The 17,476-nt window shown below is 44.9% G+C and carries 16 protein-coding genes and 1 tRNA gene; 11 read left to right on the forward strand and 6 right to left on the reverse strand.

The annotated features are described in order from the left end of the window. The first annotated feature begins 8 nt into the window (after positions 1 to 8). From trpS to H6550_05420, 4 genes are all read left to right on the forward strand, one after another. Positions 9 to 1,007, forward strand: a complete 999-nt coding sequence (gene trpS / locus H6550_05405; protein ID MCB9045558.1) for a tryptophan--tRNA ligase — start codon at positions 9 to 11, stop codon at positions 1,005 to 1,007. A gap of 103 nt (positions 1,008 to 1,110) precedes the next feature. After that, complete coding sequence (locus H6550_05410) at positions 1,111 to 1,746, forward strand: deoxynucleoside kinase (GenBank protein MCB9045559.1); 636 nt, start codon at positions 1,111 to 1,113, stop codon at positions 1,744 to 1,746. 64 nt (positions 1,747 to 1,810) lie between these two features. Then, positions 1,811 to 4,375 carry a carboxypeptidase-like regulatory domain-containing protein gene (locus tag H6550_05415; GenBank protein MCB9045560.1) on the forward strand — a complete coding sequence of 855 codons (2,565 nt, stop codon included), beginning with the start codon at positions 1,811 to 1,813 and terminating at the stop codon, positions 4,373 to 4,375. Positions 4,376 to 4,726: 351 nt separating this feature from the next. After that, on the forward strand, positions 4,727 to 6,292 hold the full coding sequence (locus tag H6550_05420; GenBank protein MCB9045561.1) for an aryl-sulfate sulfotransferase: 1,566 nt from the start codon (positions 4,727 to 4,729) through the stop codon (positions 6,290 to 6,292). Between the two features lie 48 nt (positions 6,293 to 6,340). On the opposite strand, the gene H6550_05425 is transcribed toward H6550_05420, so the two are convergent. Together H6550_05425 and H6550_05430 are read right to left on the reverse strand one after the other, a co-directional pair. Then, positions 6,341 to 7,999 carry a beta-lactamase family protein gene (locus H6550_05425; GenBank protein ID MCB9045562.1) on the reverse strand — a complete coding sequence of 553 codons (1,659 nt, stop codon included), beginning with the start codon at positions 7,997 to 7,999 and terminating at the stop codon, positions 6,341 to 6,343. Positions 8,000 to 8,130: 131 nt separating this feature from the next. After that, positions 8,131 to 8,201 (reverse strand) — tRNA-Gln (locus tag H6550_05430). 117 nt (positions 8,202 to 8,318) lie between these two features. On the opposite strand from H6550_05430, the gene mrdA reads away from it, so the two are divergent. The 3 genes from mrdA to H6550_05445 are packed head-to-tail and all read left to right on the forward strand — an operon-like array spanning position 8,319 to position 12,428. Next, positions 8,319 to 10,334 carry a penicillin-binding protein 2 gene (gene mrdA / locus H6550_05435; GenBank protein MCB9045563.1) on the forward strand — a complete coding sequence of 672 codons (2,016 nt, stop codon included), beginning with the start codon at positions 8,319 to 8,321 and terminating at the stop codon, positions 10,332 to 10,334. 7 nt (positions 10,335 to 10,341) lie between these two features. Beyond that, entirely contained in the window at positions 10,342 to 11,664 is a 1,323-nt protein-coding gene (gene rodA / locus H6550_05440; GenBank protein MCB9045564.1) for a rod shape-determining protein RodA, read from the forward strand. 20 nt (positions 11,665 to 11,684) lie between these two features. Further along, on the forward strand, positions 11,685 to 12,428 hold the full coding sequence (locus tag H6550_05445; protein ID MCB9045565.1) for an MBL fold metallo-hydrolase: 744 nt from the start codon (positions 11,685 to 11,687) through the stop codon (positions 12,426 to 12,428). Here H6550_05445 and H6550_05450 read toward each other — a convergent pair whose 3' ends face one another. From H6550_05450 to H6550_05460, 3 genes are read right to left on the reverse strand one after another with little or no spacing between them, the layout of a single operon-like run. Beyond that, on the reverse strand, positions 12,429 to 12,893 hold the full coding sequence (locus tag H6550_05450) for a hypothetical protein (GenBank protein ID MCB9045566.1): 465 nt from the start codon (positions 12,891 to 12,893) through the stop codon (positions 12,429 to 12,431). A gap of 12 nt (positions 12,894 to 12,905) precedes the next feature. Beyond that, the gene (locus H6550_05455; protein ID MCB9045567.1) at positions 12,906 to 13,457 is read right to left on the reverse strand and encodes a hypothetical protein; all 552 of its coding nucleotides are present in this window, start codon (positions 13,455 to 13,457) and stop codon (positions 12,906 to 12,908) included. A gap of 31 nt (positions 13,458 to 13,488) precedes the next feature. Next, positions 13,489 to 14,049, reverse strand: a complete 561-nt coding sequence (locus H6550_05460) for a sigma-70 family RNA polymerase sigma factor (protein ID MCB9045568.1) — start codon at positions 14,047 to 14,049, stop codon at positions 13,489 to 13,491. A gap of 93 nt (positions 14,050 to 14,142) precedes the next feature. On the opposite strand from H6550_05460, the gene H6550_05465 reads away from it, so the two are divergent. Then, a complete protein-coding gene (locus tag H6550_05465) occupies positions 14,143 to 15,075 on the forward strand; it encodes a methionyl-tRNA formyltransferase (protein MCB9045569.1) in 933 nt (310 codons plus the stop codon). Here the strand turns inward: H6550_05465 and aroQ are convergent, their stop codons facing one another. After that, positions 15,076 to 15,492: a type II 3-dehydroquinate dehydratase gene (gene aroQ / locus H6550_05470; protein MCB9045570.1), complete on the reverse strand. Its 417-nt coding sequence runs from the start codon at positions 15,490 to 15,492 to the stop codon at positions 15,076 to 15,078. It lies immediately after the preceding gene. A gap of 81 nt (positions 15,493 to 15,573) precedes the next feature. Here aroQ and H6550_05475 point away from each other — a divergent pair, with 81 nt between their 5' ends. The 3 genes from H6550_05475 to H6550_05485 are packed head-to-tail and all read left to right on the forward strand — an operon-like array spanning position 15,574 to position 17,471. After that, positions 15,574 to 16,032: a MarR family transcriptional regulator gene (locus H6550_05475; GenBank protein ID MCB9045571.1), complete on the forward strand. Its 459-nt coding sequence runs from the start codon at positions 15,574 to 15,576 to the stop codon at positions 16,030 to 16,032. Further along, on the forward strand, positions 16,025 to 16,948 hold the full coding sequence (gene xerD, locus H6550_05480; GenBank protein ID MCB9045572.1) for a site-specific tyrosine recombinase XerD: 924 nt from the start codon (positions 16,025 to 16,027) through the stop codon (positions 16,946 to 16,948). The genes H6550_05475 and xerD overlap by 8 nt, the downstream gene beginning before the upstream one ends. A gap of 49 nt (positions 16,949 to 16,997) precedes the next feature. Continuing rightward, positions 16,998 to 17,471 carry a hypothetical protein gene (locus H6550_05485; protein MCB9045573.1) on the forward strand — a complete coding sequence of 158 codons (474 nt, stop codon included), beginning with the start codon at positions 16,998 to 17,000 and terminating at the stop codon, positions 17,469 to 17,471. Positions 17,472 to 17,476: the final 5 nt, after the last annotated feature.

Consider the following 17,476-nt stretch of genomic DNA (forward strand, 5'->3'; position numbering starts at 1 on the left):
TTAATACTATGTCTAAGGAAATTGTTGTTAGCGGAATACGTTCTACAGGCTTTCTGCACCTGGGCAACTACTTTGGTGCTATGCGCAACTATGTGAAAATGCAGGATGAGTATAACTGCTATTTCTTTGTGGCGGATTATCATTCGCTTACCACGCACCCCGACCCAAAGGATCTACGTGGTAATGTGTACAGGGTAGTGGCTGAGAATGTGGCCTGCGGATTGGATCCTGATAAAGTAGCACTGTATGCACAGAGCGACGTTCCCGAGATACCGGAGTTGTACCTGATGATGAATATGCTGGCCTATAAAGGTGAGTTGGAGAAGGTGCCTACATTCAAAGACAAAGTGCGCCAGCAGCCGGAGAATGTCAATGCGGGATTGCTGACCTATCCTGTACTGATGGCGGCTGATATCATTATTCATAAAGCGGTAAAGGTGCCTGTGGGTAAAGACCAGGAGCAGCATGTGGAGATGGCGCGCAATTTCGTCAACAGGTTTGCCAGCAGGTATGGTGAGTTGTTCCCTGAGCCATATCCCTTCAACTTCAGCGAAGAACTGATAAAAGTGCCCAGCCTGGATGGTACGGGTAAAATGAGCAAGAGCGAGAACGTTAATGCAACCTTGTACCTGGCTGATGAAGATGATGTGATACGCAAAAAGGTAATGAAGGCAAAGACGGATTCGGGTCCTACAGAGCCGAATAGCGAAATGCCTGAATATATCCGCAATATCTTTCAACTGATGAGCCTGGTGTCATCTTCTGATGTGGTGGACGCTTATAAAAAAGCTTATAATGAATGCACTATCCGCTATGGTGATATGAAAAAGCAACTGGCGGAAGATATGGTAGCCTTCATTGCTCCTATCAGGGAGCGGGCAAAGGACTTGCAGAACAACGAAGACCGGATAAGGAAAATATTAAAAGAGGGCGCGGAAAAAGCCCGTGCCAGCGCATCAGTCACCATGTCTGAAGCGAGGAAGATGATCGGTATCAACTATTATTAATGCCGTGATGTTTGAATTAGAAGATTATATTGTATTTTAAAGTAAGTGATATAGTGCGGTTGGGTTAATAATTAAGTTTACCGATTACTTTTCAAGAGGATATATGGCAAAGAAAAAAGTATTGAAACACATAGCTGTGGCCGGTAATATCGGCGCGGGAAAAACCACATTGACCTCTGTATTAGCCAAGCACTATAAATGGACCCCCAACTACGAGGATATAGACACCAATCCGTACCTGGTAGATTTTTATGATGATATGCACCGTTGGTCGTTCAATCTGCAGGTGTACTTCCTGAATACCCGCCTGAAACAACTACAGGAGATAAGGAAGGGTAGTAGCACTGTGATACAGGACAGGACGATATACGAAGACGCTTATATATTCGCTCCCAACCTTTCTGATATGGGGCTGATGAATAAGCGGGATTTTGATAATTATACCTCATTGTTCAATACGCTCAGGGAAATGATAGAGCCGCCCGACCTGCTGATTTACCTCAAAGCGTCTATTCCTAAGCTGGTAGACCAGATACAGAAACGCGGCCGAGAATATGAAGAGAATATCAGGCTGGACTACCTGAAACGCCTGAACGAGAACTATAACAAGTGGATAGATAAGTACAACGACGGCCAGTTGCTGGTAATAGATATCGATAACCTGGACTTTACCGAAAATGAAGAGGACCTGGCAGAAGTGTTGCGTAGGGTAGACGCCCAGATAAACGGTCTGTTCTGATCATTGTAACTTTCCGTTCATTTGCACGATATACCTTTATCACGATACTGAAATACACTAACTCATGTTTAAAAATAAGTTCACCTTATTCTTTCTTCTGATACTGGCGCCATATGCATTGCTGGCGGGTGTACTGAAAGGTAAAGTGACTGACAGGAAAGGTGAACCATTACCTTACGCTACCATCTATATCAAAGGTACTACTACAGGTACTACCGCCAACGCTGATGCCAACTATAGCATAGTATTGCAACCCGGTACTTACAACGTATTGTGCCAATATATAGGTTTTCAACAACTGTCATTCAATATAACCATTAAGGGAAATGAAGAGCTGGTGCACAACTTTTCATTGCAGGAGCAGTCATTACAAATGAACAATGTTGTGGTGAAAGCCAACGCAGAAGACCCCGCCTATCCCATTATCCGGAAGACCATCAAAAAGCGTAAGTTCCACCAGGACCAGGTACATGCTTTCCAGACATCGATATATATGAAGGCCGTATTGCGTAACAGCTCAATGCCTGAAAAGATTCTGGGTATTAAGATACCTACTGAAGAGGTAACAGGAGCAGGTGGTGGCGGAGCTGATTCCAGCAAGCTGGGGGTGTTGTACCTGAGTGAACAGGAAGCGGAGTATTATGCTGACGGCAAGAAAGAGCGCACCATCATTCGCGGTGTAAAACAAAGCGGAGACCCTAAAGGAGTGGGTATTTCAAGAGTGCCACCCGTTGTTTCATTTTACGATAATAATGTGAACCCCTTATGGAACATCAGTGAGCGGGGCTTTATATCGCCTATAAGTGATGGGGCGATGAACTATTATAAATACCACTACGAAGGTGAGTTCATACAGGACGGCTATACCATTAATAAAATATCCGTTACGCCTAAGAGGGACTACGAGCCTTTGTTTTATGGCACTATATATATAGTAGACAAAGATTGGGCGGTGCACAGCCTGGACCTGACTTTGACCAAAAAATCGGGGCTGGACCTGTTAGATACCCTTAAAGTAGTGCAAACCTACATACCTCTGAAAAAAGATACCTGGGTGATCAAGAGCCAGGTGCAGTATATCCAGTTATCACTTATTGGTTTTGGTATAAACGGTAATTTTCTTGCTGTGTATGATAACCAACAGGTGAACGGCAAGATACCGGACAGCATGTTTGCCGGTAAGATCGTGAGTTCATACCTGAGTGAGGCCAATGATAAAGATTCTGCATATTGGAACAGTGCACGTATCATACCCCTTGAAAAGGATGAGGTGCAGGATTATCATAAACGCGATAGTATCTATACCCTTGAAAACTCGCCCGGGTACCTGGATTCTATCCGCCGCAGGCGCAACAGGTTCACTGTGGGCGATGTAATAAACGGGGGCTATTACCATGCTACCAAAAATAACAAAAGTGTTATTACTACGAACTCACTATTGCAGGGAATGGTGACCTATAACAACGTAGAAGGACTGGCTGTGACTCCCAAGGTATGGTACGAACATGAGGTAGATACCGGAAAGACACTCAGTGCCGTAATGGCCATTCGTTATGGTTTTGGTAATACTCACCTGAATGCCATCAGCCGTATCAGCTACCTGCAAAAAGACCGTGCGTGGCTGAGCCGGTATTGGGAGACAGGGGTTGAAGGTGGTAAGTACATCCATCAGTACAATCCACACAGCAGTGTGACCCAGTTATATAATACCATTGCGGCCTTATGCTATGGCAAGAACTTCCTGAAGATCTACGAAAGCTACCGGGCTGCGGGGTTCTTCAACCGAAACTTTGGCAGCGGGCTGAGGATTGGGCTGAAAGCCGGTTTTGAGCAGCGAATACCTTTGTCTAATACCACTTTCTACACCTGGGCCAATAATGACCCTGAAAAATGGACCGATAACGTGCCGGCACCATTGCAGGGACAGGTATGGGAACAACATAATGCTGTTCTTGCCCACATCTCAGTATCGTACCGCCCGGGAACCAGATATGTTCAGTACCCTAAATTCAAGTCGCCGATACGCAGCAAGTGGCCGCTTTTTTATGCCGTTTATGACAAGGGTGTGCCGGGTATACTGAATAGTAAAACGGATTTTGACAAGTGGCGTTTCGGGCTGAACGATTACCTGAATATGAAACTATTCGGCAGCCTGCAATACAATATCGCATCGGGCGGTTTTTTAAATAAAAACTATGTAAGCCTGCCTGATATGATGCATATAGCAGACAATCAGCTGTTGGTTGCCTCGCCCTACCTGATGAGCTTCCAATTGGCGCCTTATTACCTGTTCAGCAATACAGCCAGCCTTTATGGCGAGGGGCATGTGGAGTGGAACCTGAACGGTTTCCTGACCAACAAAGTGCCATTGCTGAGAAAACTGGGCTGGACCCTTGTAGCTGGTAATAACACCCTGTATATCGACCGGAACAATTACTACACCGAGGCCTTTGTAGGTATTGATAATATCGGCTTTAAATTGTTCAAATTGCTGCGCCTGGACCTGGTACGGGGCTGGGATGCTACAGGCCAGGTACGTACCGGTTTCAGGCTGGGTATTAATGATGCCATCCTTACCGGCCTGACGGGCATATCCATAGGCAACGACAAAGAAAAATTCAACTGGTAGCATTACTGTTCAGTTATCTGCATTATGTATTTACATAAATACATATGGGTAATTGCTATTGCTGAAAACAGGTCTTTTTGTATCGTTTTGTATCGAAATTGAACGTTTTTTAGGTGGGGTATCTTAATTTATACATAGTTGCTGTTTTATTGTTATGTATAAAGCCTTCCTGTTATCCTCTTTTCCCGGGTTGTTTTCATGAAGTCAAAGAGCTTTAATTGATTGTACAAATATACGTAAAATTGTCATTATTTTAAAGCCTATATTCAGGAATTGATAATAAAAAATATGTACCAGGCAGACTAAACTTATGTTAATAAATTGTGTCTGACAGGAAATTCAGACACAAACATGCGCACAAACAATATTTTACTGATCCTCATCTTATTGTTGTCTTTATCTGCCTGTAAAAAGGAGAGAGAAGATATAACAACCACCTATACGGGCAATGTATCTGACAGGTTTACCCAGTTTGGCATCCAGGGCCAGAAGATCATCACCAATCCGTCGGGCTATGCGCCACTTACAGCGAAAATAGAGTTGGAAACCGCTTTTAAAACCCGGGCCGTTATCAGGGTAGTAGGTAAACACGGTGACCATTCGGATATCGTAAAAGAGTTTAACGTGTATGACTATAAGCATAGCCTGCCTGTAATGGGCATGTATGCCGACTATGATAACATTGTAGAACTTACCCTGTATGATGAGCAGGGTAAGAGCATGGGCAGCAGTGCTGTTGCCATACATACCGGACCGGTGGTGGCCGATCTGCCAGCTATAGACATCAATGTGCCACCGGCGGACGGTGAGAATGAAATGATACTGGTAAGCTATTTTGGCTACGCCGAAAAACTACAGCCGCAAAAGCCGTTTGTTTTTGATAAATACGGAGATATACGCTGGTACCTTGATTATACGAACCACCCTCAACTGAAGGACATGCAATTTGATGACGGGATGGAGCTGCTGCAGAACGGCAACCTGTATTTCGGAGATATGAGTACACATGCCATCTACGAGGTGAACTATTTTGGCGAAGTACAGAATACCTGGGATCTGAAGTCGCAAGGATATTTGTTCCATCACCAGGTACTGGAGAAACCGGATGGCAACTTCCTGGTATCGGTAAGTAAAGCAGGGCTGAGCACTGTAGAGGATTTTATCATCGAGGTGAACAGGAACAGCAAGCAGGTATCGAACGTATGGGACCTGCGCGAATCGTTGCAGAAAGACAGGATGACGATGCAGCTTGACGAGAGTGACTGGATACATGTGAACGCGGTAGAATACAGTCCTGCCGATAACTGCATAGTTGTGTCGGGCAGGCACCAGGGGCTGATAAAGCTGGATATGAACAACAACGTGAAATGGATCATGGGGCCGCACCGTGGCTGGGATAGGGCCGGAAATGGTGTGGACCTGACACAGAAACTGCTGCGGCCGCTTGATAAGAACGGCAACCTGATAACTGACCCGGCAGTGGCAGATGGCGCCGTGAACCACCCTGATTTTGAATGGAACTGGTACCAGCATGCCCCGCTATTGATGCCCGCCGTCCATATTATGTGTTTTGACAACGGGCAAACAAGGAATTTTACAGAAGAGGGCGCGTACAGCAGGGCTGTAGAGTTTGTGGTAGATGAAGCTAATATGACCATACAGCAGGTGTGGCAATATGGTAAAGAGCGTGGGCTGGAAACATTCGGTGCCTATGTTTCGGATGTGGATATAGACCCATTGAAGCATACCGTCATATTTGCGCCGGGTGATGTGGCATTGAATAACAACCTGGTGTTTTATGGTAAGGTGATAGAGCTGACGGCCAATACATCGAACGTGGTTTTTGAAGCAACCATATATCCACCTAACCCCTACTATATCCTTACTTTTCACAGGGTAGAGAAAATAAAATTCTGATAGTGCTGAATACAGTATAGCAAAGGGCTGCCATAGGTAGCCCTTTGATTATGACTTTTTCTCAAACCTGATGTTCTTTACCCTGCCTGCATCCAGTTCAAATCCTGTTACTTTACCTTCCTTTCGTTTAAAGCGGAATGTCAGTCCTTCGGAGGTGAAACCATCGGTATCATATAGCTCCATATCGGTTCCTTCATCATCGTTTATTTTTATTTTTAGTTTTCCTTCTTCAAGATATACGTTATAGGTAATATCGAGTTCGGCACTGTAGTAGTTTCCGGTATATTCCTTCTGTTGTGTAGCGGACAGGCTGATGTCTTTTTTTCTTTTACAGTCCGTCACATCACCATCCTGCTCGATACTTAAGGTTTGTGTTTTACCATCTTTAAGGTCGGTGAATGTAAAGCTGATATCGTTTACGCCCGGTATGGTGTATTTATTGCCCCCTGTTGTTGCCAGGTTACTCGTGGCATTGTTCCAGCTTTGTTTAAAATTGAGTGAATCGTTTTTGATACTGATCTCCATATCTGCGCCGGGCTGAATAGTGTAGGTACCGGTCATTTGTTCTTTTGTAAATAATGCTACCTGCTCTTTGGGTTGTTCTTCTGTTGTTTTTTCTTTTTTCTCTTCCTGTACAAATTTGTCCTGCAGGAATATCTTAGCTACTTTGAAAGCCATGTTCGTGGGATTAGCATCGGCCCTGTTGGCCAGTATGGCCACCGTGAAGTGTTGGTCAGGGAAACGCAACATTTCTGCACGATACCCGACAAATGCGCCGCCGTGCCATATGGTTTTTAATCCCTTATATGAATCTACAACAAGACCGCAGGCATAATCTATCGTATCTCCACTGTTCAATCTGCCGCGTGTGGTCATCATATCCCAGAACTGCCTGTTCAGCACCGTTGCATTATGATATGCATCGTCCCATTTTTTCAGGTCTTTGATGGTGCTTAATATGCCGCCATCACCGATAAGTCCCAGCGTGGTCATACATATCTTGTAGTCATTACTATCACCGGGTTCGTACCCCGTCGCCCTGTATCTTACTATTTGTGTGTGGTCGGTATGAAAATGCGTATGGCTCATGCCAAGGGGGGTGAATATCTCTTTCTGAGCATATTCAGCCATATTCATGCCCGCTACTTTGTTTACTATCTGCCCCAGCAGCCAGTAGCCAGTATTGCTGTACAGGTGTTCTGCTCCCGGTTCAAAGTTCAGTTCAGCCTGGCGGGTTATCCATTGCATGACGTCATCGTCCGTATAATAGTCATCATCACCTACGCCCTTAAGATAAGACAGAACGAGGTAGTCTCTGATGCCACTGGTATGGTTGAGCAGGTGCCTGATGGTTATCTTTTTTGCATAAGCAGGGAATTCAGGATAGAATTTATCCAACGTGTTATCAAGGCTTAGCTTGCCTTGCTGCACCAGCCTGATGACGCAGGCTGCTGTGAACTGCTTGGCGGTGGAGCCTATCCTGAATACAGAACTGTCTGTATTAGGTATATCATACTCAAGGTTGGCCATGCCATAGCCTTTGGTATATAACAGTTTGCCATCTTTATAAATACCCAGTGCACAGCCGGGTACGCCGGGTTTGTCCCATTTAGCAAAAATACTGTCTACGGCTGCTGCCTGTGGTATTTGAGCTGATAGTGTAGTGGAGAGTAAAAATGATAATATGAATAGATTGAATGTTCTCATTGCAGTGCGTTTTCAAGTGTATCGAATGTACACAAGCTTTGTTACAGGTATGTGAAAAGATTTTTTGAGGAGGGAGGAATGTTAAAAAGCAAAAAGCCTCAGCAAATGAATTGCTGAGGCTTTTTTGAAAGTAGTCCGACCTGGATTCGAACCAAGACAGACAGAACCAAAATCTGTAGTGCTACCATTACACCATCGGACTTTCCATCCCGTAAGGGTGTGCAAAGGTAAATCTCAGGAATAACTTGCCAAAATTTTTTAAGAATAATTTTTTCTTTTACGTTTGTAGTGGGGTAACAATTAATCAGCTTCAACCAGCATGTCATTCGCTTCAACGCCGCGCAGGTACGTTATTTGGTCGATATTTATCGGTATTGCATTCGTGATATTGGTGAAGTTGTTATTCCTGCAGGTTTTTGATGATCAGTATAAGATACTGGCCAATGATATAGCCATTACACGTAAAGTAGAGTATCCTCCACGTGGTGTTATATATGACAGAAAAGGTAAAGTGATGTTGTATAACCAGGTGGTGTACGACCTGATGGTGACTGCTTACGAGGTGCCTAAAGACCTGGATACAATGCTGCTGTGCAATGCGCTGGGTATAGATACCACCACATATAAAAAGTTGTTTCATCGTGCGTCTGTAAAGAACGGACCGCGACGCAAAGCTGCGATGATAGAGCAGCTGACGCCGGAGCAAACGGCGAAGCTGCAGGAAAATATGTATGCATTTCCGGGTTTTGAGTTGAGCGAACGTTATATACGTACCTATCCCAATCCGCATGCGGCGCTGGTATTGGGATATATAGGAGAGATATCAAAATCTAAACTGAAGGATGAGAAATACGCCTCCTACAGGCAAGGTGATTATCTGGGTATCAACGGGCTTGAGTATACCTACGAAGATGTATTGCGCGGACAGCGGGGTATACATTACCTGGAGCGCGATAACTTCAACCGGCCTACGGAGCCTTACCTGAAAGGGCAGTTGGATACACCGGCGGTAGCGGGAAGGTCGATAGAACTGTACCTGGATGCGGAATTGCAGGCATATGGAGAAGAACTGATGGCGCACAAGCTGGGCAGTGTGGTGGCTATTGATCCTAAAACAGGGGGTATACTCGCGATGGTGAGCGCACCGTCGTACGACCCGAACCTGCTGCGCGGAGCAGAGCGTTCAAGGAATTTTGCCAAACTGGAAAGAGATGCCACCCATCCGTTGTATAACAGGGCCATCAAGGGAGAATATAACCCTGGGTCAACGATGAAGCCTATGACAGCACTTATTGCACTGGATGCGGGTGTTATCACGCCATCGTTTGGTTATCCGTGTATGGGCGGTTATTACAGTTGTGGCAGGCGGATAGGCTGTACACACACCGGTGGCGGGCACGCCGCCAACCTGAGGCTGGCACTGGCTCACTCATGTAACGCCTATTTTGTGCATATACTCAGGCTAATGGTAGATGCCAAGAAATATGGTAGTGTGAAAAAGGGCGTACAGCGCTGGCACGACTACTGCTACGATTTTGGTTTCGGTCGTCCTACCGGTGTAGACCTGCCCTATGAGGGCGGTGGCACGTTGCCTGATTCAGCATTTTATAACCGGATGTACCGTGGCAACTGGAACTCCTGTAATATGTTGTTTGTAGGTATGGGGCAGGGTGAGATAGCACTGACGCCGATACAAATGACCAATGCGCTCTCTATTATTGCCAATAAAGGATATTATTACACACCACACCTGGTGAAATCAATTGGTGGAAATGAGCATGATACCATGCTGGCCAAATATCATGTAAAGCATACAGTGACCAATATACCGGATACAGTGTTTAGGATAGTGGCGCTGGGTATGCAGGATGTGGTAGAGCATGGTACAGGTAAAGTAGCACAATTGCCCGGTGTGAACGTATGCGCCAAAACCGGTACGGTAGAGAACAAAGCCAATGTTGGCGGCACGGTGGTAAAGATGAAAGACCACTCGGTATTCGTGGCCTTTGCGCCGAGAGAAGATCCTAAGATAGCCATTGCTGTTGTGGTAGAGAATGCGGGGTTTGGTGCATCATGGGCGGGGCCGGTGGCCAGCCTGATGATGGAGAAGTACCTGAATGATACCATAGCTACCAACAGGAAACACCTGGAGACCAAGATGTATGGCGCAAATCTCATCAACCAGTATATATACACGATAGACTCGATGCAACGTATGAAAGACAGGCAGCGATATGAACGCAGACTGGAGCAGGGGCGTATAACTGATAGTATTCAACGGGTGAAAGACTCGATGGTGATGGATAAATGGTACAGAAAAATTTACGGACAATAGATAATCCATGAGTACAACCAACAAAACGGTATTCGGCAGGGTAGACAGTATTACGTTACTGATGTACCTGGCATTGTGCCTGATAGGCATGGTGACCATTTTTTCAGTTGAGCACCGTAGTACAGACCCGAGCATCTTTATGATGAGCAAGAGTCATATGCGCCAGTTTGTTTGGTTAGGTATCTCACTTTTTGCGGGTGTACTTATATTGTTCACGGATAGTAAATTCTTTTCATCAGTAGCTTATCTTTCGTATGCTATAGGGCTGTTCCTGCTTTTGCTGACCGTATTTATAGGTGTGGGCACCAAGGGCTCGGCATCGTGGCTTGGGTTTGGTCCTGTGCGGTTTCAACCGGGGGAGGTGCATAAAATATTCACTTCGCTGGCGATAGCGAAATTCCTTTCATCGCCCGAAACGAACTTCAATACCTTAAAACACCGGCTTATTGCCGCGGCTCTGGCATTAACACCTGCGGTACTTATCGTGCTGCAGCAGGAGACAGGGCTTGCGCTGGTATATGTATGTTTCTTCCTGGCTATGTATCGTGAGGGGTTGCCGCATATAGTACTTATTATCGCTTTTTCAGCTATTGTACTTACGCTTACCACATTGCTGGTACCCAAAATAACATTGTTGTATATCGTTACCGGACTGGCCATTGCTATTGGTGTATTGATAAGAAAAGCACTGAGGCGCGAAATGATGGTGCGTGTAGTACTGGTAGGCGTGTGGTTGGTTGTGATATTATTCTCACAATTTGCCGTACCATTCGCATTTAAACATGTATTGCAGAAACACCAGATAGAACGTATCTACACTACCCTTGGGCAAGATGTACCCGATGATTACCTGGAACCTGCCGACAGGGGTAAAAAACGCGGTGGCAATATTTCGGGTTATAACGTGTGGCAATCTAAGATAGCCATCGGCTCCGGTGGTTTTAGCGGAAAAGGATTCCTGAATGGGACCTCTACCAAAAACGAATTTGTACCAGAGCAGAACACGGATTTTATTTTCTGTGCGGTGGGCGAGCAGTTCGGGTTTTTAGGCAGTGCTGCCCTGGTATTGCTATACCTGGGGCTGATGTTGCGTATACTGTTCGTGGCAGAGCGGCAAAGGTCTGCATTTAGCCGTGTATATGCCTATTGCGTGGCATCTATTTTGTTTATACACTTTGCCATTAATATATCTATGACCATAGGGCTGGCGCCTGTTATAGGTATCACACTGCCATTGTTGAGTTATGGGGGTACATCGTTGTTATCATTCAGTATCCTTATATTCATATTGTTAAGGTTAGATGCTGACAGGCAGGTAATGATACGCTGATGCCTTAACTTTGCGCACTTATGGCAGAAGTATTCCCGTTATCAGAGGGTGTTTTTACAGTGGGACATGATAAGCAGTTCGTCCCTTTCAGGCTAAATAATGATGTGTTGACGGACAGGCCTACGGGTTCGTTGCTCGTGGAGATACAACCTTTTCTTGTAGTAACGGCGAAGGATGTTATTATGCTGGATACCGGCCTGGGTTATGAGCGGGATGGTGTATTGCAGATACACGAGAACCTTAGGCATCTTGGCTACGAGCCTGAAGATGTGACCAAAGTATTGCTTTCTCACCTGCACAAAGACCATGCAGGTGGTGTGGTGTATCGTGACGAGAAAGGACTGATAAAAAACACCTTTCCAAGGGCAGAGTATTATATCTATAAGCCTGAAGTGCAGTTTGCCATGGATAAAGGTTCGCCTTCATTTGATACTACGCAAATTGAGCCCTTGCTCACATCGCCGCAAGTGCACTGGCTGGAAGGAGAAGAAGGTGAGATAGATGGTTACATAAAATATTTTCATTCCGGTGGACATAGTCCTCAACATATCGTTTTTCTTATCGCCGATGGTAAAGACAAAATATTTTTTGGTGGCGATGAAGCACCGCAACTAAAGCAGATGAAAATAAAGTACGTAGCCAAATATGACTATAATGGTAAAAAAGCGCTAGCACTGCGTGAGCAATATGCAGAGCAGGGTAGGGCTGAAGGCTGGAAATTTCTCTTTTACCACGATGTAGGTTCGCCCGTGGCGGTGCTATAGTTACTTTCTGCCCTTACTGCCCGATGGTGGCGGTCCGTGACGTTTGCCCAGTTCTTTTATGAGCATCTGCCTGAACCCGGTTTCAGCGTTGTATAGCTCAACCAGTTGTTCGGCTGTGATGGTTTTGAGCAGTTCGTCTTTGTATTTTTTCTTCAGTTCCAGTTCATTCTCCTGGTAGTCCAGGTTGGCTTCCAGGTATTCGCGGGCTGCGTCTCTGCTTGCAGTCGGATTTTCATTCCTGTATTTATCGAAAAACTTTCTGCGCGTGTCCCATTTTTCTTTTTCGTAACGATTGTATACCGGCCAGAATTTCTGTGCCTGCTCTGAAGTAAGGTCCAGCTTTTCAGTTATATAAGCGATCTTTAACGCCTTGATCCGATCGTGTTTATGATCACGGTCGGGCTGAGCGATAACAGTCGTAACCGCCAGCAGCATTGTCAATAAAAATAATCCTGTCTTTCTCATTGTTCACTCCTTTTATTGCCACCCGGAATTTTCCAGGTAATCTTCAATGGTTTCATCTTTTAAATTTCCTGCCTGTGTTTGCAATGTAGTATTGCCATCCAGGTTGTTAATGATGTATTCTGTATCAAACTCGTCTATATGGTCCTGGACATAGGCCATGATCGCCTCATCAGGTATTTCGTTGAGCTGTTGTTGTATACTTATTGTTTGCGGATTCAACATCCTGTATGAACCTATACTGATAGATAGTATGAGCATGGCTGCCGCCGCCCAGCGCACATTCAGCCATATGCTTTTGCGTGGTGTTGTGGCTGTGCTTGCCGCTGCATCTGCTTTTTTAGCAGCGTTAAGTGTTTGTTGCGGCAAGGTGTCAAAGTACCCGACCGGAACGTTGAATGGTATCTCTTTTGTCAATTCAACCCCTGCAGATGCCAGGTGGTAAATGTCTGCAGCAAGACCATCAAAATAACCGGCAGGCACCTGGTATGGCATCCCTTTAGGGTAGCTTGCCAACGTGCTGTTAAGGTCTTTTAATTCATTTAATATGTCTTGTTCGCGTTCCATTATTTGTTTGACTGATAAAAGTTATTACCGTTTAATTTTCTTTAATAAATGTCTCAACTTTTTTGACAGCATGATGATATGATGCCTTTAGCGCGCCTTCTGAAGTGTTGAGTATTTCCGCCATCTCGGTGTAAGGCATTTCGTCATAATACCTCAGGTTGAAAACAATGCGCTGTTTTTCAGGCAACGACTGTATGGCCTGTTGCAATTTCCACTCCAGTTTTTTTGCATCAAAACCTGTTTGTGCTACCAGTTTCTCTGCCAGCATATTCTCCCCGGTATCCAACGGCAGCGAGCGGCGTTTTTTTTCTTTCTCCAGCCAGGTGAGTGTTTCGTTGGTAGCTATCCGGTACAGCCATGTATACAGGTTGGCCTCGCCCCTGAAATCTTCAAGATTGCGCCACACTTTTATGAAAACATGCTGCAAAATATCATTACTGTCCTCGTGTTCCACCACCATGCGGCGTATATGCCAATACAGTTTCTGTTGATACTTGCGTACCAGCGCCGTAAACGCAGCTTCACGTGTGTCCTCATCTTTAAATAAGGCCAGTAAAGCATTGTCGTCAGTATCTGTAATAGTCTTAGGCATATTCAACCATAGGGTGCAAGTTATAGACGAAAATAAGTTTTAAAGGTTTAAAAGGTGGGATTAATGTTAACATCATCTTAGCTTTGCAGCCTTATGCCTGCTTTTCAAGATTTAAGGATCATATTTCTGGGTACGCCTGATTTTGCAGTAGCCTCGCTGAAGGCGCTCATAGATGCGGGGTGTAATGTAGTGGCCGTAGTTACCGCGCCGGATAAACCTGCAGGCAGGGGTAAGCAATTGCAACAATCGGCCGTGAAGCAATACGCATTAACACAGCACCTGCCCGTATTACAACCTGAAAAGCTGAAAAACCCTGATTTCCTGGCCGAACTGGCTTCGTATAAAGCTGACTTGCAGGTAGTGGTCGCATTCAGGATGCTGCCTGTAGCCGTGTGGGATATGCCACCTATGGGGACTATCAATGTGCATGGCTCATTGCTGCCACAATACAGGGGTGCAGCCCCTATAAACCGGGCAGTCATAAACGGGGAAAAGGAAACAGGTGTAACCACTTTTAAATTACAGCACGAGATAGATACAGGCGATATTCTTTTGCAGAAAAAAGTAGCTATACTACCAGAGGATAATGTGGGGTCGTTATACGAAAAGTTGATGCATGCCGGTGCGGAACTACTTGTGACCACTGTTAAAGGCCTTGCAAGTGGGGAACTCGAAGAAATACCACAAAACGATATTCCTGAAGCTGAGCTTAAGGCAGCTCCTAAAATATTCAAAGAGGATACACTTATAGACTGGAATAAGCCTGTAAAAGATATTCATAACCTTATAAGGGGAATGTCTCCATATCCGGCAGCATATACTGTATTGCAAGACAAATTTTTCAAAATATACCGATCGCATATTGAACAGGCTATACCGGCTGTCGCTCCCGGTAATTACGAAACGGACGGTAGGACCTATATGCGTTTTGCTGCGCAGGATGGCTGGGTGTATGCCGACGAAGTGCAGCAGGAAGGTAAAAAACGTATGGATATTGTTTCCTTTCTCAGGGGCTTCAGAGGGTAGCTATAGGAAATACTCCGCGGCAAGAGCATAACCCTTTAGTCCCAGCCCGGTGATGCAACCAACACATTTTGATGCTGTAAGCGATTGTTTGCGGTATTCTTCCCTGGCATATATGTTCGAAATATGTACTTCTACCACCGGTATATCGATAGCGGCTATCGCATCTGCCAGTGCCACGCTGGTGTGGGTATACCCGGCCCCGTTGAAGATAATGCCTTTTACTTTGCCCCTGCATTCGTGCAGGAAATTCACTAATTCACCCTCCACATTGCTCTGGTAGTAGGTGAATGCAACTGAGGGGTATTTTTCTTTCAATTCATCCAGGTACTGCTCAAACGATATATTGCCATATATGTCTTTTTCGCGCGTGCCCAATAAATTAAGGTTGGGACCGTTAATAATAGCCAGGTGGAGCATAATGAATTGTTTGAACAATATTAATAAATTACCGCTATTATATACTTTTGTAGCTGCCGTTATATCTAAAACAGTGTTATTATGCCTACGATAGAAGAACATTTAATAACCAAGCCGATCAAAGATCCTTACCACAGGGCTTTTCTGAACATCATGTTTACCGGTGTGTGGTTGCAACAGAAAATGGGGCAGATACTGAAACCGTTTGATATTACTGAGCCCCAATATAATGTACTACGTATACTGCGCGGGCAAAGCGGAGAATCGATGAACCTGTACGAGGTACAGAACAGGATGATACAGAAAATGTCCAATGTTTCGAGGCTGATAGATAAGCTGGTAGCCAAAAAGCTGGTTACCCGCAGGGAGTGTAAAGAGAATCGCAGGAGGGTAGACCTGACCATTACGCAAAAGGGTCTTGATCTGCTGGATACTATTGAGCCTAAAATAGAGCCTTTTTTCAAGGCAATGAACGAGGCCATTACCAAAGAAGAGGCAAAAAATATCGGCGACTGGCTGGATAAAATGAGGAATGAGTAAAGATTATCATGTATGGCCTGCCTACCTGAAAGGCTTTAAAGCTTATCTGCAATTAGAACGTTCCATGTCTGACAACACTGTTGCTGCCTACCTGCACGATGTAGAAATGCTGGGCGAGTATATATACAATGAACAGGGCAATGTGCCTATACAGGGCATACAGCTTACCCATCTTCAATCTTTTCTAAGACATATCAACGAACTGGAACTTACTGCCAATACACAGGCAAGAGTTATAAGTGGCATTAAAGCATTCTTCAGGTATTTGTTACTGGAGGAGGCTGTGACAGAAGACCCTACAGTATTGCTGGAAGCGCCGAAGTTAAGGCGTGCTTTACCTGTACATCTTTCTATTGACGAAATAGATACCTTATTTGCTGCTATAGATCACAGCACACCTGAAGGTCAGCGTAATCGTGCCATGCTTGAAGTAATGTACAGTTGTGGTTTGCGTGTGAGTGAACTGACGGGACTATTGATATCTAATATGTACACTGATGTTGGTTTTGTGCGTGTAGTGGGTAAGGGTAATAAAGAAAGATTGGTACCGATAGGTGGCGAGGCAGTGAAACAGATAAAGCTATACAGAGAGCATGTACGCGTGCACCTGAAAACCATAAAGAAAGGCTGTGAGGATATTTTATTTCTGAACAGGAGGGGAGGACAACTTTCGCGTGTCATGGTGTTCATGATACTGAAAGACCTGGTTGCGAAGAGCGGCATTCAGAAAAATATCCATCCCCATACGCTAAGACATTCATTTGCTACCCACCTGGTGGAAGCAGGGGCGGACCTGCGTGCTGTGCAGGAGATGCTGGGGCATAAGAGTATTACTACTACAGAGATATATACGCACCTTGACAGGTCGTACCTGAGGCAGACACTGGAAAAGTATCATCCCCGTTACGATAAGTAGTAACCGGGCTATTTTACTACTTTTGACTATCAGAAATAAAGACCTGTTTATGAAAATGAATTTCGCAGCTTATACCATTATTGTGATATGCTTATTTGCGACAGCCTGTAAAACAAAATCTAAAATAGGCTCATCTGCAAAAGCTATGCCCGAACAACCATTCGTACCGGTATCAATCATTTCCCTGTATGATAAACCCCTGGACACGATAAAAAGGCACATAACCGGGCAGAAATGGCAGTTGTGGTACTCAGTAGGTGGTATTACCGGTAACGACCGACATAGTTTTACGGATATGTATTATACGCTGACCAAAGACGGGAAACTGATCACTGAAAAAGGCGGAGAGACAAGCATAAAGCCATACAAATGGGAAATGACACGTGATATATATACAGGGGATTCCACTTATGTGATAACAGGTGTGGTGCAATGGAAAGTGGATGGTATATATGATGATACACTCAGGTTGGCGGATAACTACATGGATGGTTATGGCTATGCACTGACCAGGGTAAAATAGTATCG

The sequence above is a fragment of the Chitinophagales bacterium genome, from assembly GCA_020636495.1.
Lineage (GTDB): Bacteria > Bacteroidota > Bacteroidia > Chitinophagales > Chitinophagaceae > UBA5543.

Bases quoted from the DNA above. Each gene is read 5' to 3' on its own strand.
- rodA (MCB9045564.1), top strand. From the start codon at position 10,342: ATGAGTACAACCAACAAAACGGTATTCGGCAGGGTAGACAGTATTACG.
- H6550_05410 (MCB9045559.1), top strand. From the start codon at position 1,111: ATGGCAAAGAAAAAAGTATTGAAACACATAGCTGTGGCCGGTAATATC.
- H6550_05455 (MCB9045567.1), bottom strand. From the start codon at position 13,457: ATGGAACGCGAACAAGACATATTAAATGAATTAAAAGACCTTAACAGC.
- H6550_05485 (MCB9045573.1), top strand. From the start codon at position 16,998: ATGAAAATGAATTTCGCAGCTTATACCATTATTGTGATATGCTTATTT.
- trpS (MCB9045558.1), top strand. From the start codon at position 9: ATGTCTAAGGAAATTGTTGTTAGCGGAATACGTTCTACAGGCTTTCTG.
- mrdA (MCB9045563.1), top strand. From the start codon at position 8,319: ATGTCATTCGCTTCAACGCCGCGCAGGTACGTTATTTGGTCGATATTT.
- H6550_05465 (MCB9045569.1), top strand. From the start codon at position 14,143: ATGCCTGCTTTTCAAGATTTAAGGATCATATTTCTGGGTACGCCTGAT.
- aroQ (MCB9045570.1), bottom strand. From the start codon at position 15,492: ATGCTCCACCTGGCTATTATTAACGGTCCCAACCTTAATTTATTGGGC.
- H6550_05450 (MCB9045566.1), bottom strand. From the start codon at position 12,893: ATGAGAAAGACAGGATTATTTTTATTGACAATGCTGCTGGCGGTTACG.
- xerD (MCB9045572.1), top strand. From the start codon at position 16,025: ATGAGTAAAGATTATCATGTATGGCCTGCCTACCTGAAAGGCTTTAAA.
- H6550_05420 (MCB9045561.1), top strand. From the start codon at position 4,727: ATGCGCACAAACAATATTTTACTGATCCTCATCTTATTGTTGTCTTTA.
- H6550_05460 (MCB9045568.1), bottom strand. From the start codon at position 14,049: ATGCCTAAGACTATTACAGATACTGACGACAATGCTTTACTGGCCTTA.
- H6550_05425 (MCB9045562.1), bottom strand. From the start codon at position 7,999: ATGAGAACATTCAATCTATTCATATTATCATTTTTACTCTCCACTACA.
- H6550_05475 (MCB9045571.1), top strand. From the start codon at position 15,574: ATGCCTACGATAGAAGAACATTTAATAACCAAGCCGATCAAAGATCCT.
- H6550_05415 (MCB9045560.1), top strand. From the start codon at position 1,811: ATGTTTAAAAATAAGTTCACCTTATTCTTTCTTCTGATACTGGCGCCA.
- H6550_05445 (MCB9045565.1), top strand. From the start codon at position 11,685: ATGGCAGAAGTATTCCCGTTATCAGAGGGTGTTTTTACAGTGGGACAT.